4 protein-coding genes are annotated in these 16,463 nt (G+C 36.0%); 1 reads left to right on the forward strand and 3 read right to left on the reverse strand.

The window, feature by feature from the left end; translation table 11 throughout:
- Window positions 1-18: 18 nt before the first annotated feature.
- Complete coding sequence (locus tag ES724_RS13225; protein ID WP_146933721.1) at window positions 19-1,122, reverse strand: fatty acid desaturase family protein; 1,104 nt, start codon at window positions 1,120-1,122, stop codon at window positions 19-21.
- Between the two features lie 109 nt (window positions 1,123-1,231).
- Here ES724_RS13225 and rsmG point away from each other — a divergent pair, with 109 nt between their 5' ends.
- A complete protein-coding gene (rsmG, locus tag ES724_RS13230) occupies window positions 1,232-1,858 on the forward strand; it encodes a 16S rRNA (guanine(527)-N(7))-methyltransferase RsmG (protein WP_146933665.1) in 627 nt (208 codons plus the stop codon).
- Between the two features lie 85 nt (window positions 1,859-1,943).
- Here the strand turns inward: rsmG and ES724_RS13235 are convergent, their stop codons facing one another.
- Both ES724_RS13235 and ES724_RS13240 read right to left on the reverse strand, forming a co-directional pair.
- Window positions 1,944-8,903: a LamG-like jellyroll fold domain-containing protein gene (locus ES724_RS13235; RefSeq protein ID WP_146933667.1), complete on the reverse strand. Its 6,960-nt coding sequence runs from the start codon at window positions 8,901-8,903 to the stop codon at window positions 1,944-1,946.
- A 148-nt stretch (window positions 8,904-9,051) separates the two neighbouring features.
- A complete protein-coding gene (locus ES724_RS13240; protein WP_146933669.1) occupies window positions 9,052-16,056 on the reverse strand; it encodes a LamG-like jellyroll fold domain-containing protein in 7,005 nt (2,334 codons plus the stop codon).
- Window positions 16,057-16,463: the final 407 nt, after the last annotated feature.

Here is a 16,463-nt window from a genome sequence, read left to right on the forward strand (position 1 = left end):
ATAGAAGATTAAATTTTTTTAAGCGGAAAGAGGTTTAGCACCCATTTCTTTTAAGTATTTAAAGTGAGCAGCAATCGCTCCTCGAGTAGTCTTGAATTCATTATAAGGTAAATTACACTCCCTTGCAGTTTGTTTTACGATTTCAGCAATTTTTGTATAATGAATATGACTTATATTAGGGAAGATATGATGCTCTACCTGATGATTAAGTCCGCCTGTAAACCAATTAACCAATCTATTCTTGGTGGCAAAATTTACCGTAGTGAATAATTGATGGATCGCCCATGTATTTTTCATAGAGCCAGTTTCGTCTGGTAAGGGCATTTGGGTTTCCTTTACAACATGTGCAAGTTGAAAAACAATACTTAAGATAAGACCTGCTGTATAATGCATTACAAAAAAGCCAATTAAGATCTTCCACCAAGCAATAGAAACAAAAAGCATAGGAATTACAATCCAAACAGATAGGTATATTATTTTTGTGATAGCAATTATGCTCCACTGTTTTGTTGGTGATGGCATTTTTCCATAGGAAAGTTTTCTAGCCAAATAATTCTTAGTTTGTTTAAAATCTGTAGTAAGAGCCCAATTAAATGTTAGTAAGCCATAAAGGAATACGGAATAATAATGCTGAAACTTATGGATTTTATGCCATTTGGAGTGTTTAGAAAAACGTATAACCCTTCCAGCATCTAGATCTTCATCATGCCCATGAATATTTGTATATGTATGGTGCAAAACATTGTGCTGTACCTGCCAGTTATAAACGTTTCCGGCTAGAACATAGATTGTTCCTCCCATAAAATTATTTATCCATTTTTTAGAAGAATAAGACCCATGATTTCCATCATGCATAACATTCATTCCTACACCTGCCATTCCTGCTCCCATGATAATTGTAAGAACTAGCATCCACCATTGCGAGATGTCTAAACTTAAAATTAAAAAGTAAGGCGCAAGGAATAAGGAAAACATTACAATTGTTTTTAAATGTAGTTTCCAATTTCCAGTTTTGGGAATATTATTATCCTTAAAATAGGCGTTTACACGTTTATTTAGGGTTTTGAAAAATTTTACTGAATCTACTCGAGAAAATTTAATTTGATTTTTATCTACTGCCATTTTATATATCTCTAATTCCAAAGGTAAAACATTCTGCAATGAGCATGCCTTAATTGGGGAAAATTAACGCGATAATTTTAATTACTTTAGCATCTTAAAATATAAAACCTTGGATTTAATAAAAAAATACTTTCCAGATCTAACACCTCATCAATTAGACCAATTCCAGGCGATGCAGGCATTATATAAGGACTGGAACCTTAAAATAAATGTTGTTTCAAGAAAGGATATAGAAGAATTGTATCTTAGACATGTACTACATTCTCTTGGAATTGCCAAAATTCAAAAATTTAATCCGGGCGCTAAAATTTTAGACGTGGGCACCGGTGGAGGGTTTCCAGGTATTCCTTTAGCAATTCTTTTTCCTGAATCTCAATTTCATTTAGTAGACTCTATTGGAAAAAAAATAAAAGTGGTGGATGAAGTAGTGGAAGGCTTGCAGTTAAAGAATGTTAAAACCACTAATTCACGAGTGGAAGAAATTAAAGGAGAGTACGATTTTATAATTAGTAGGGCAGTAGCTGTTATGCCTTCGTTTGTTTCTTGGGTAAAAGGAAAAACCGCTAAGAACAGTAATCATGATTTAAAAAATGGAATTTTATATTTGAAAGGTGGAGATCTATCTGAAGAACTAAAAACCTATAAAACAGCAAGTATTTATGATCTAACAGATTATTTTGAAGAAGAATTCTTTGAAACTAAAAAAGTGGTTCATCTTCCATTAAAATATAAATAATGGAATTAAAAAATGGTGCAATATGAAAAGGGTTGATTTTTAAATAAATCAACCCTTTTTTTTTGTATAAAACCGCCCTTCACTATTACTTCATTAAAATAATATTTTTAGACATTTCCCCTTTTTCTGAATACATTTTTACTAGGTAAACGGCCATAGGAAATTCTTTAACTCCTAATGTCATCATTTTTTTATTTTCTATATTCTCATATTCCTGAATTTTTTGTCCCAAGAGATTATAAATAACAACCTTTTGTATAGCTATATTGTCAGGATTTATAATTGCCAATTCTCGATTTGTAGTCATAAAAACAATATCCAGACTTGTATCGAGGTCTTCCCCATCTTTTGGATCTACAGACCCTTCTTCTTCAACATCAGGATTTGATTCTTCTTCAGTTTCCCCTTCTTCGGCTTCTTCAGATTCATCATCTTTTTTCTCGAATACTATTTGAAAACGTTCATAATATGCTCCAGGCTCTATTTCCATAGTGAATCCCGACTTTCTCAAATCGAAATATTCTTCCGTTTCTAAATCCAATAAATAAATATTGGTTTCTTCAGGTACACTTTCTAGTTTATTAATTTCAATTTTAAACTCTCCTTTTTTGGAAATATAGATTCCAATAGGTAATACCTGGTTGGGATTAAAATTTTCAACCCCTTGGATAACATATTCATAATTATTAATTAACCAAAAGAAATCTTCTTCACTATAATCATTTAAAGCTGCGTCATATCCTAGGTCGAAGCCATTAGTTGCATATTCACTGGTACCAACCAGTATTTGTCTATGATAGCCCATGGGAGACCTAAAGTCCAGTCTAATTTTTGACCGTTTTCCTTTAATATCTTCTTTTCCAATTTGAGTTTCCTGACTTAGAAATTGAGAGTTTGGATCAGTAGATATTGATTCTTCCTGAAAAATCCTTTGACTATTTTTAAACACTATCTTTCCAGTGCTAAAATCCTGCACTACTCCCATTATTGAATCTATAGTGGTGTTTACAAAGAAACCTTGCCCTACAGGAATGTAAGGCCCAGGGATCTTATTGCTAGAATTGCCATTTGAATCTATTCTGTCATCCGTAGAGATAGCTGGAACCCCATCTAAGATATTCCTTACAGCATACCCGCCTACATATTCCCGTAATATGTGAGTGCTTCCACCAAAATGATCCCAAAGATAGATGGCGCCGTTCATAAGGTTATTTTCATTTCGTCCAGCACCAACTTTTATGTTATCTAGAATAAATTCTTCAACGCTTATTGCACTGGGATAAGGATTACCCAATAAATAATTTTGATTTGGCTTTATATCCTTAACGGCTATAATTCCATTATTGGGAAACCCCTTAAATGTATAATTTTGCAAATCAGAAATTGGAATTAAATTTCCAGAATTGTTTCTACCAGAAGTACCTTTCATTGTGTATCCTTCACCAGGAAATAATTCACCATCCTTTCCGAGATAACTCCAAGCACTATATTCATCTGCCTTATCAAGAAAACTATATAACCATCTTCCACTTATTTTTCTAGGAGAAGCATATGCTCCATCTGCAAAAGTTACATCCCCGGGAGGCCCGATATTAAGTTTTTCGCTTTTGTCGAGATCAGTACCATCCATCATAACAGAAGCAATGGTATATGTGTTTTTGCCAAGGGATACAACGGGAGAACTCCAATAATTATAATTAAAACTACTAGCAGTTCCTTGTTGATCTCGTTCTAAGCTACCTGAACCTTCTATTATGCTTCCTTCAGTTTGGACTAACTGGGATTCACCATTAAGATCTATTTGGCCGTCTAGTTTAAGGTAGTGAGTTATGGTGAGACTATTCCCTGAGCTATTATTTTCTCCTTTCATATTTAAGTGGCCGCCATCGTCCAGCAATCCTAATAGGGTAATACTGTTTGAATTATCAGTTGTTGCAGTATTGGTTAACGTCTTTCCGTCTAATTTAGCAATATTCCAATTAATTTTCTCGCCATTTACACCAGTGCTATTTGGAGTATCCCATACCTGGGGCTGTTTCCACGAGTTTATATTCCACCAATCTCCTCCAGTAGCAATATATGGCAGAGGAGCAGTGTTTTGTTGTGTACTTTGAATGTTTTTCAATCGGCCGTCAATACCATTTGGTATTTTGTTTTTGGTAATACCGTTGGTAGCTTCAGAAGTTATAAGTCTATAGTATCCAGTTAAATTTTCCCATTTTAAATTGTTAGGAACATCTAAATCTATAATTTCCCCTCTAACATTAGTATTATTTTTAATTCTCTGGTTCATCATAAATTTAAGTTGGACTAAATCTAACGAAGTATTCCAGACTCTAATTTCTTCAATCCAACCGTGAAAAAAGTGGTTGGGAAGCGGTTCTGAAGTACTATCGTGCATAGCCCCAATTAAAAACCTTTTATCAATATTGTTGGGGGTTCCGGGAGCACTTTCACTCGCTTTAATACCATCTATGTATATTCCGGCATCATTTCCACCCTGAACTACCGCGATGTGGTACCAGCGGTCAGAATCAATTTGATGAGTTGAGGAAATAGTCTCATTATTCCATCTAAATTTAGGCGTATTGTTTTCAATAATTAAATCGTATCCTCCGGTACTAAGATTAGCATTATCTCTTTTAGAGAGAATAGTTTTTATTGAAGTGCTAGCGTTTTGATCTTGTTTTACCCAGGCTTCTAATGTAAACCCGGAAGAAAGATTTAGGTTATTTCCAAAATCTATATAATCATCAACCCCATCAAAATCTATAGTGCTGCAGTTACTGAATATGATTTTAACTCTATCGGTGCTTCCACAAGGGATAGTCCATTCCAGGGTATAAGTACCCGTTGTGGTAATTGTGAAGAGACTTTCCGGATTGTTTGGTTCTGAAATCGCAGCTCCACCCGGCCCATTAATAATTCGCCAGTTTCCAAATTCTTCTTCTCCGGTCCTTGGATTAGTGTAACCATTAAAAACTCCTCCTAATTTTACCTGGTTTACACCACATCCCAATACTTGATCATTACCTGCATTTGCAAACAGTTCTTCTGGTTCTGCTATTTCGAAAAGGTAGTCACTTTTACATCCATAGGCATCTATAACCTCTACAGAATGTACGCCAGAGGGTAAGTTGCTAACCGTGCTTTCCGTTGTAGTTGAAGATTGTCCATTACTCCAAATTATAGTATAGGGAGCTGTGCCTCCGGAAACCCTTACAGAAACTTCAGCATCTTTACCATTATAGCATGCCAATAAACTTCTATTTGTTTCAGTTAAGGTTAGTGGAGTGGAGGGTTGGTTAATTTCTAAAACTTCGGTTTCAAAAGTATTTTGAGGATCACTGGAATCGGAAATAATGACTCTATAACTCCCCGCTTCTAGCTCTTCAAAAATTTCAGAAGATGGATTATCTCGTATTACAGAATCATCTACTGCGGATATTAATTTGTAAGAATATGTAGGGCTGCCTCCAGAAGCTTTTACGGTTATTTTACCATTACTGGCACCATTACAAAGAAGCTCATTAGCGTAAGCGTTGGCATACAGTGGGATGATAATTTCCCCTTGATCATTGGATCCGTAACATTTGGGACTTGAACCTTCACCGCAAGCCCGGTTTTTATTTTGAGAAAAAAGAATAAGCACATTTTCCAGTTGGATGTCGTCCCCGCAATTCCAATTTACTTGAGCTAACTTAACAAGTTCTGGTACCTCTTCATATTCATATAAACAAAGCGTTTCCGGTTCTTCTCTAATTTCGCCTGTATCACCATTGGTTACTGTATAAATATATTCAATATATAATGAATAAACTTTGCGGTTTGACAGATTTCGAAAATAAAGGAATTTAGTTACGTTCTCAGAGCAGTTGTCAGCAGTAATTTTTTTACCGCTCGAATCTCCCAGGTAAATATTTTCTATATCAAACGAACCATCAGATGATCCGCAATTAATTTCGAAACATTCTCCCACATACTGCTGAATTATAGTTTGAAATTCATTACCCAACTGGTCAGTTACTGTTAGTTTTATAGTCTTGCTACCAGTAGTTTTATATTTTACTTGAATTAGGTTAGGTCCATTCTCAGTAGGTGGGTTTACCAAATCAGATGGATCTCCAAAATCCCAGTCATAGGAATAGGAGCCATATCCTCCGACAGCAGTATTATTTTCAACTCTAAAGTAAGAAGTTCTTCGTTCCTCATTTTCACCGTCACAGATAGAAGTTGGGACTATTATAGCAGATATTGGATCTATAATTATTACTTCAGCATCATCATGACATCCATTGGAATCAGTTACAGTTACAGTATACATTCCGGCTGGAAGGTTGCTTGCTGTCTGATCCGTTTTTCCGTTGGACCACTCGAATGAATAACCTGGTGTGCCTCCTTTTACGAGCACGGTAGCTGTTCCTGTTGCAGAACCAAAACTAGTTGTTTCAGTATTTATTACTTCTGTAATTTCTAATTTTTCTGGTGCATTTAAAATAATGTTTTCTTCTATTGAACATCCATTTTCATCGGTAATAGTTAAAGTAAGATTGTTTGAAGGGGATGAGTTATTTACATTATTAATTGTCGCTCCTGTTTGTCCATTACTCCAGATGTAAGTTAATTCGCCCGTTCCTCCTTGAACATCAACAGTAACTGAGGCGTTATCTTCTTCAAAGCATCCTTTATTGACGTCGATACTAGTAATTTCAATAAAACTATCTGGCTCGCTTATGGTAAATTCTTTCATTGTAGAACATCCATTTACATCGGTTGCAGTTACTGAATAGGTGCCGGGGCCTAGTCCATCTTTTGCAGTCCCATTTCCTAATTCTCCCCAGTCATAAGTAATTGCACCAACTCCACCGGTAACTATGGCCTGGGCTTCGCCGGAAGCAAACCCATTACATAAAATATCATCAACCTGAACATTTAATTCTATTTGATTTATAGTAACAGTTTGTTCTATACTATCAGAATTCCCTGAAGCATCAGTAAAAGTCCAGGTAATAGTACCTGTTTCGGTAAACGTAGTAGACCTGTTCGGTTCACCAATAATTTCCCCATCGCAATTATCCAATGCAACCGCCGGTTCTACGGTGTATTCACATCCCCAGGTAATATTGTCTACGGTAGGTAAAATAGGTTTAATATTGTCTTCCACCGTTATAGTTGCTGTTCCTGTATTAGAATTATCATTATTATCTATTACGCTAAGTGTAACGGTATTAGATCCAATATTAGTACAATCAAAATTGGTAATATCTAAAGCAGTCGATTGAATTCCGCAGGCATCGTTCGAGTCATTATCTATTTGACTGGGAGTAATGTTCGCTGTTCCATTAGAATCGAGTTGAATGGTAATATTTTTCGTAATTACATTAGGTGCAATCTTGTCTTCCACCTTAACTATGGCTGTCTTTTTATCTGTATTGCCATTACTATCAGTTACAGTTAATTCCACACTATTGGGTCCAACATTAGTACAGTCAAAACTGGTAATATTCGTATCGTACACAAGTCCACCACAAGCATCAGCAGAGCCATTGTTTACAGCGTTTTCGGCAATAGTTCCATTTCCTGAGGCATCCAATTGAACTGTAATGTCTTTAGTGATTACATTTGGTGCGATTTTATCTTCTACAGTAACTACAGCATTTGCGCTGGAAGAATTCCTGTTTACATCGGTCACAGTTAATTCAACGGTATTGGCTCCAACATCGGTACAGTCAAAACTGGTAATATTAGTAGCAAAACTAAGTCCGGCACAGGCATCATAAGAGCCATTATTCACTGAGTCTTCGGCAATAGTTGCATTTCCTGAGGCATCCAGTTGAATGGTAATATCTTTAGTGATTACATTTGGTGCGATTTTATCTTCTACAGTAACTACAGCATTTGCGCTGGAAGAATTCCCGTTTGCATCAGTCACTGTAAGTTCAACGGTATTGGCTCCAACATCAGTACAGTCAAAACTGGTAATATTCGTATCGTACACAAGTCCACCACAAGCATCAACAGAGCTATTATTCACTGCGACTTCGGCAATAGTAGCATTTCCTGAAGCATCAAGTTGAACCGTAATATCTTTAGTGATTACATTTGGTGCGATTTTATCTTCTACCGTAACTACAGCATTTGCGCTGGAAGAATTCCCGTTTGCATCAGTCACTGTAAGTTCAACGGTATTGGCTCCAACATCAGTACAGTCAAAACTGGTGATATTGGTGTCATAGGTTAGTCCGGCACAGGCATCAGAAGAGCCGCTATTCACTGTGTCTTCAGCAATTGTAGCATTTCCTGAAGCATCCAATTGAATCGTAATGTTTTTGGTGATTACATTTGGAGGATTTACATCTTGCACTGTTACCGTTGCATTTCCAGTAGCTGATTGATTATTGGCATCTGTTACGGTAAGAATTACAGTGTTTACCCCAACATCTGTACAATCAAAAGCGGTAATATTTGTTGCATAAGTTAAGCCACCACAAGTATCCGTTGATCCATTATTCACTGCGTCTTCAGCAATAGAAACATTTCCTGAGGCACCCAATTGAATCGTAATATCTTTGGTAAGTACGGTCGGGTTTTGGGAATCCGTAAAGCTTAAAGTGGTCGTTTTAGATTGAGTGACATTATTGTCATTGACATCTGTTACCTGTACAGTATAACTGCCAGGTTTAAGGTTATTTATTGTAGCGCCTGTTGCTGTAAAATTATCTGGCCCCGTCCATTTATAGGAATAGGAGGATTGACCCCCAGAAACAGTGGCACTTAAAGAACCATCGGCTTTGTCACTGCAGCTAGCGTCTGTGATGGTAATAGAAATAGAGAATTCCGCAGCCTTATCGTTAAAATTATCATTATTTCGATAATCTGGACCAAGCTGACTTAATGTTGGAGCTTCCATAAAAACATAGCATATTCCTTCTCCATAATTTTCATTGAAATTATTAGGAGTAGAACTGAAAGAATATATTTGGGATGTAAAACCAAAAAGAAATAAAAAGATATTGATTTTTACCCACAGAGTAATTTTTCCCATGCAAAATTTGTTACAGATGTTTCCAAATGTACGTAGTTTACATGAAACTAGTTTTGATAAAGAGCAAAAATATTAGTTAAAACGCATAAATACTGTGATTTAGCTAGTTTTTATTGTCGGAAATCTAATATATGTACGAATTTTAATACTAATTTTTCATAATGATCTTTTGAGTGATTATCTCATTGGCAGTTTTTAATTTAACAATGTATACTCCAGATGGATAGTTCTTAATGCTAATCCGAGCTTCTTTAACATTCGGGATAGATGAATGATCTTCTAACAATTTTCCGTTTAGATCATACAAATAAAGATGGGAAATTAAAATTTCGTCCTTATTTAAGATCTGTATTTCATTATCTCTATAATTATGTTTCAAACTTAAAAGGAAATCTTTAGGTTCTTCCTTAACTATTTGAACTGTATCTGTTGGAGTCTCTTGCTCTTTAAAGAAGATCAATGCAAATCTATCTACTATATAACCTGGCTTCGTAGTAGTTTCATATGCAACTTCTTTTATATCATGTATACTATCATTCAATTTATCATGAATATAAACTTCTTTATCTTCAGGTAGATTCTCCCAGGATTTTAAACTAATAGTTATAGGTCCTTCTTTATCTATCATCATTCCAATTGGAAGAACTTGTTCTTTATCAAAATTAGATACTCCTTGAATTACAAATTCATGTTCTTTTATTAGCCAGAACATATCCTCCACATTATATTCATTTAGAGGTGCATCATACCCAAGATCAAAACCATTAGTTGCATATGGGCTTATTCCAACCAGCAGCTCTCTTCGATAACCTTTAGGAGAATGGAAATTTATTCTGATTTTTCCGAGTGGCGCAGCCTCCTTAGAAGTTTCTTCGGTTTTCTCTTGCGCTAAAAATTGAGAACTTCCCACCGCTTCCCTTGCAAAAACTCTCTGGCTATTTTTAAATACCACATCTCCGCCTACAATCGTTTCAACTCCAGAAAGAGATGGATCGGGCATAGAATTCACAAAGAAGCCTTGTCCCACAGGAATATATTGCCCTGGTGTTTTGCTGGCAACAGCATCTGTGTTACTGTTAATTCTATCGTCCATTGCGATGGCTTTAACACCATCAATAAGATTATAGGTTGCATAACCTCCAACATATTCTCTTAGAATATGAGTCTTTCCTGCAAAATGATCCCAGAAATATACGGCTCCGGTAAATACATTTTTACTGTTTAAACCTCCGCTATCCTTAATGTTATCTAAAATGAATTTTTTAGCATCAATAGCAGAAGGGTAGGGGTTTCCTAAAAGATAATTCTGGTCCTGTCCTATATTCAAGGTAATGGTTCCGTTATTAGGTCTTCCTTTATAAACATAATTCTGTCTGTCTGCAATGGATGCATCTCCAGAAGTTCCTTTCATAGTATAACCTTCTCCCTGTTTTAAAACTCCATTGCTTCCAATATGTTTCCATTCTGAGTATTCATCTGCGGTTCCTCTAAATTTCCAGATCCAATAATTGCTTATTTTTCTTGGATTAGAATAGTTTCCGTCGGCAAAGGTTACGCCATTTCCAAATAATATATTTTTAGTGTTATCAGTATCGGTTCCATCCAACATAACCTTGGAGATCATATAGTTGGTATCTAAGGTGCCTTGATCTACCACGGGTGATGACCAATAATTATAGTTGTAGCTACTCGCTGTTCCTTGTTGATCACGTTCTATAAATCCAGCACTGCTTGGTGCTAAAATACTTCCTTCAGTTTGAACTAATTGAGATTCCCCAACCAAGTCTATACTTCCGTTTAGATCTAAATAGTGGGTAATAGTAATTCCTTGTCCCGAATTATTTTCGTCTAAGCTTTGATTTGGATTTGCCATATTCAGCTCACCAATTTGAGAAAGTAGGCCAAGCATGTAGATATCTTTTCCTCCTGAAGTGATATCATGTGCTATTTGCGCAATATTCCAATTAATAGGCTCTCCATTAATTCCTAAACTATTAGGAGCATCCCATACATCTGGGCGTTTCCAAGTGTTTTTATTTCTCCATTGACCAGTAGCTTTAGAAATGTAAGGTAGGGGAGCCGAATTTTCTTGAGTAGTTTCAATATTCTTTAATTGTCCATCTGCTTTTGTAGTAGCTTTATCTAGAGTAAATCCATTCACTAGTTCATTTCCTATAAGTTGATAATAACCTGATAGATTTGCAAATGGAAGATCTCCAGGAACAACCAATGGAAGTACAGTTCCTTTAACTGGGCTTACATTCACTTCTAAACGTTGATTCATCATGAATCTTAATTGTTCTTCTTGTAATGCATTTTGCCATATTCTAACTTCTTCTATCCAACCGTGAAAATAATTCACCGGATTTTCCGGTTTATTTCCTCTAAAAATTGCTCCAATAAGAAAGGGACTAGAGGTTGCTGTAGGATTGCTGGCACTTCCATTTCCTACTTTAATTCCGTCTACATATAATTTAGCTTGGCCATCAGTAAATATGACCGCAACATGATACCATCTTGAAGTGGTTAATTTATAGGAAGATGTTACTGTTGAATTTCCCCATTTAAATGTTGGAGATCCACTATTTATTGAAAGATCATAGCCTCCAGCAGAAATATTTTGAGAATCCCTTTTTGAAACTATTGTACGTTGTCCATTCACTGAATTTAATTTAACCCAAGCTTCAACAGTAAAATTGCCTGAGTCCAAGTTATAATTATCTCCCATGCTAATATGATCATCTATTCCATCAAAATCTAACGTACTACAATCAGCAGTAAAGGAAATTATCATCTCATCACTAGTTGTACAGGTATTGGATTCATTCGCAATAGTCCATTTTAGAGTATAGCTTCCAGTTGTTCCTGTAAAATAAGATTGAGCATTATTCGGTTCAATAATTTGTCCTCCCGCTCCAGAGACAATGGTCCATGTTCCAGTTCCTTCCAAAGGAACATTTCCTAAAAGATTGGTTCCATTGAATCCGCAACTAAAATTTTGATCTTCTCCCGCCGTTGCTAATGTTATTTGAGCTGGTTCTACTATGGTTACTGTTTCAATTGCTTGACAACCATTTTTATCTATTACTGTAATTGTATATTCACCACCTGTTAAATTTGTAGCAGTACCGGTTGTTTGCTCACTTGCATCATTCCATAAGTAAGTATAATAACTACCTCCTGTTTCAGAAACAAAAGGAGTTCCACCATTTGGTGTAACAGTAGCTTCTCCAGTTTGACCAAAACAAATAGGATTAGTAGAATTAACTGAAAGAGTAATTGGTGAAAGTGGCTGATCAATAGTTACAGGTGCTGCTTGAAACACAGTTCCCTCATTATCCTTAACCCAAACTGTATGGCTTCCTGCGGTTAAATTGTGAAATTCATTGCTACTTTGATATCCAGAGGTAGCATTAGTTATACTGTATTGATATGGGCCGTAACCACCATTTGCTTTTACGGTAACAATTCCAGTGTTAGATCCATTACATAATAATTCATTTGGAGTTGCTCTGGCATAAAGTGGTGTAATTACAACCTCATTATTATTTGTGGAATAACATTTAGGGTTAGGCCCTTGTCCACATTTCCATTTAATATTGTTAGAGAAGGTCATATATACATTCTCAATTGTCAATAGATCTCCACACTCCCAATCCAATTGAATTGTTTGCACTTTTTGGGGAATTGCTTGATTTTCATAGAAACATAAACCTTTGTTTATATGAGTAGAAGTACCGTCGGCATGTTCTACAGAAAATATATACTCGATGTACATGGAGTATCTATCAGATTGAGTAGGTAAATCAAAGTATAGGAATTTTGGTTGCCCATCTCCACAGGTTTCCGCAGTCACTTTATTTCCATTGGCATCTGCCATGTAAAACGTGTTGATTCCAAAATCGTTCGATCCACAATCATCTTTGAAACACTCCCCAACATATTGAACTATAGATTCTGTTTTGCTTATACCAGTAGCATCTGTTACCGTTACCGTTATAGTTCTGTTTCCTGTAGAAGAATAATTTACAGTATGAGAACCTGGACCAGTTGCGGTAAGAGGAGTAGCACCATCACCAAAGTTCCATGAATAAGTGTAGGGGCCAACTCCACCAATAGCAGTGCGATCTTCAACTTCAAAATACGAAGTCCTAATCACGTCTATGTCCTCTGGGCAAATAGATGTTGGGATGATTGGCGCTTTTATAGCTTCTATTATAGTTAGTTCTGCGGTTTGAGAACATCCTTTCTGATCTGTTACAGTAACCACATAATTACCGGAAGCTAATCCGTTAGCAGTCTTTGTAGTTTGCAGAACATTTGTTTCATTTTGTTTTCTCCAAGCATATGTAAAACCTGGAGTCCCTCCGGAAGCGTTTGCAGTTGCCGTTCCTGTTGAGGTGCCATAAGAAGTAGTTCTAGTTGTTGCAACCTGAACGCTTATTGGAGCAGTTGGTTGAGAAATAATTGTATTGGTGCTTAGAGTCTTCTCACAAGTTGGATAATCAAGATCTCTAATTCTAATAGTATATGTTCCGGCAATTAGGGAGGTAAATATCGAATCAGTTTGCCAGGTGGATCCATCTATACTATATTCAAAAGCTCCGTGTCCTCCAGTTGCATTATTTATGGACAAAGTCCCGTCAGATCCATTAAAACAATTTACATTGGTGATAACTATAGTAGCATCTAATGCTTCAGGAGCAGCTACTATAACATCAGACTGGGTTGCACAGCCTTTGCTGTCTTTTATGAAAATGGTATAAGAGCCTTCAGCAACATCCGTAAATATCCCTGTATTATTAAAATCAGTATTGTCTATTGAGTATAAAAATCCACCATTTCCACCAGATACTGTACCTGCAGTGATGGTTCCATCATTATTTCCAACACAAGAAGCTTCAGTAGAGGTAGCGGGGGTGTAAGCTAGTGGGTCTGGCTCGTGTATTTCTACAACTCTTTCTATTTTACAGCCGTTTAGATCTCGTACAGTTAGTGTGTATGTTCCTGCATATAGTACATGAAAAGTAGTTTCTGAACCAAAATTTACACCATCTATAGAATATTGATAACCTGTTGTACCTCCTCTAACCGCTCCTGCGGTTACGGTAGCATCAGACGCACCATTACAGCTAATGTCCGTTTTCGTTGCTGGATCCATTTCTAATATCTGAGGCCCGGTAAGAGTAACAGTTTCTGATGCAGTACAACCTTTAGCATCTCTAACTGTAATAGTATGATCACCTACATTAAGTTCATTAAATGTATTGCTAGGATTGAAATTTATCCCATCTAGAGAATATTCATATTCACCATTTCCACCAGTAACAAGTCCTGCAATAATTTCGCCGTCTCCAGAATCGTAACATTTGACATGGAAAAGTTCTGCAGGTTCCATTTTTAGGGTTGAAGGTTCAGCTATTTCAATATCTTCAGAAATTAAACATCCTTTAGCATCTCTAACGATAAGTGTATAATTTCCTCCGCTTAACCCTGTAAAAGTTCCATTGCTTTGAAATGTGGTTCCATTAATAGAATACTCATAATTAGCATTTCCCCCGGAAACTATTCCTGCGGTAATGTTACCATCAGCTGCTCCAGCACAACCTACAACCTCAAATGTAGCTGCCTGCATTGTAAGTGCAATAGGTTCCATTACTTCAACAATTTCAGTAATAGTACAAGCTTTAGCATCTTTTGCCGTTATGGTATAAATCCCGGCAGAAAGATTAGAGAAGTTTTTGTTGGATTGGTAGTCGGTTCCATTAATAGAATATTCATATCCATTATTCCCTCCGGAAACAGCTCCAGCTACTATTGCTCCATCTGCTTCACCAAAACAAGTTACAGCTGTTAGGGTGGCAGCTTGCATACTCAATACTGAAGGTTGGGTAATTGTAACACTTTCTGTTATTAAACAAGCTTTTGAATCTTTAGCAGTTATTATGTAATTACCAGCAGCCAAACCAGTGAAGTTTTTTCTGGTTTGGAAGTTACTCCCATCTATAGAATATTCATATCCAGAATTACCTCCAGAAACAGTTCCCGCTGTAATTGTTCCATCCGATGTTCCATTACAACTTGTTGGAGTAAGGGAAGCAGATGTCATAGTTAAAGCAGAAGGTTCGGTGACTGTAATAGTTTCTGTGGCCGTGCACCCTTTGGAGTCTCTAACACTAATAGTATACGTGCCAGCACTTTGGCCTGAGAAAGAAGTATTGGTTTGAAAGTTACTCCCATCTATAGAATATTCATATCCAGAATTACCTCCAGAAACAGTTCCTGCCGTAATAGTTCCATTTGCTCCACCATTACAAGAAACTGTAGTTGTGGAGGAAGCATTTATAGTTAATGCTGAAGGTTCAGAAATTGTGATATTGCCTGATATTTTACAGTCATTTGCATCTTTTACAGTTATAGGATAACTACCTGCAGCTAGATTATTAAATGTTCTGGTAGACTTAAAATTAATTCCATCTATAGAATATACGTGAGTGCCACTTCCACCAGCTGCAATTCCAACAGTTATAGATCCATCACTCTCTCCATTGCAACTAACAGCTGTAAAGCTAGAATTCTGCATTGTTAATTGGGTAGGTTGTGTTAAGGAAATGCTATTAGAAGTCCTACAGTTATTAGCATCTTTAACAGTAATGGTGTAATTCCCTGCTGCTAGATTTGAAAATATATTACTACTCTGAAAATTTGTCCCATCAATAGAATATTCATAAACATTATTTCCACCCGAAACCGAACCTGCTGTAATTACGCCGTCATTTCCGCTAAAGCAAGAGACATTAGTTTTAGAAGAAGGATTCATGGTAATTGGAGTAGGATTATTTATTACAAATGTTTTAGACGCAGTTACGGAAAGAGCATCAGTAACATCAATAGTATAGGTTCCAGCATATAGATTAGTTCTGTTTTTAGAGGTATTAGAATCACTCCACAAATAAGAATAGGGAGCAGTTCCACCATCTACAGATATTGTTATGGCTGCATTGTTAACACTATTACAATTTAATTCTGAAATAGTTCCAGTAATAGTAATAGCCTCACTAGTAGTGAATGCGTTCGAATTTATAAAAAGGGAAGAACCAAGAAAGAGTAAAATAAATAATGGAGTTCTTCCCATTAAAGTAATTTTTCCCATAAGTCAATTGTTTTAACAGAAGTTTTGTAAAACTACATTAAAATAATTGAAAAAGCGCGTTGAAATACCTTATTAATCGATGTAATACATTAAACTTTAACTTTGTACGAATAATTTTATCTAATGTGTAGGAAAAAACCTAAGAATTTTCAGTCAATTATATATATGCCTAACCAACTAATACTTTAATAATGTATAGTGCTGAATTATAATTATTTAGAAACATTTTTATTCATTTTGAGTTTTTTACTTTGAGTGCCTGATTTAACTTTCTCTAAATAAACAGAACTGGTGTTTTCTTTAAAACTTTTCCAAGACTGAAAAGTTTTAAACCCATTGCAAGTTTTATTTCCATTAAATTCTAATAAATAGAGTACGTTAAAGCATGCTTCAGGATTTTTCAAACC

Origin of the sequence: Gillisia hiemivivida (genome assembly GCF_007997295.1) — a bacterium.
Classification (GTDB): domain Bacteria; phylum Bacteroidota; class Bacteroidia; order Flavobacteriales; family Flavobacteriaceae; genus Gillisia; species Gillisia hiemivivida.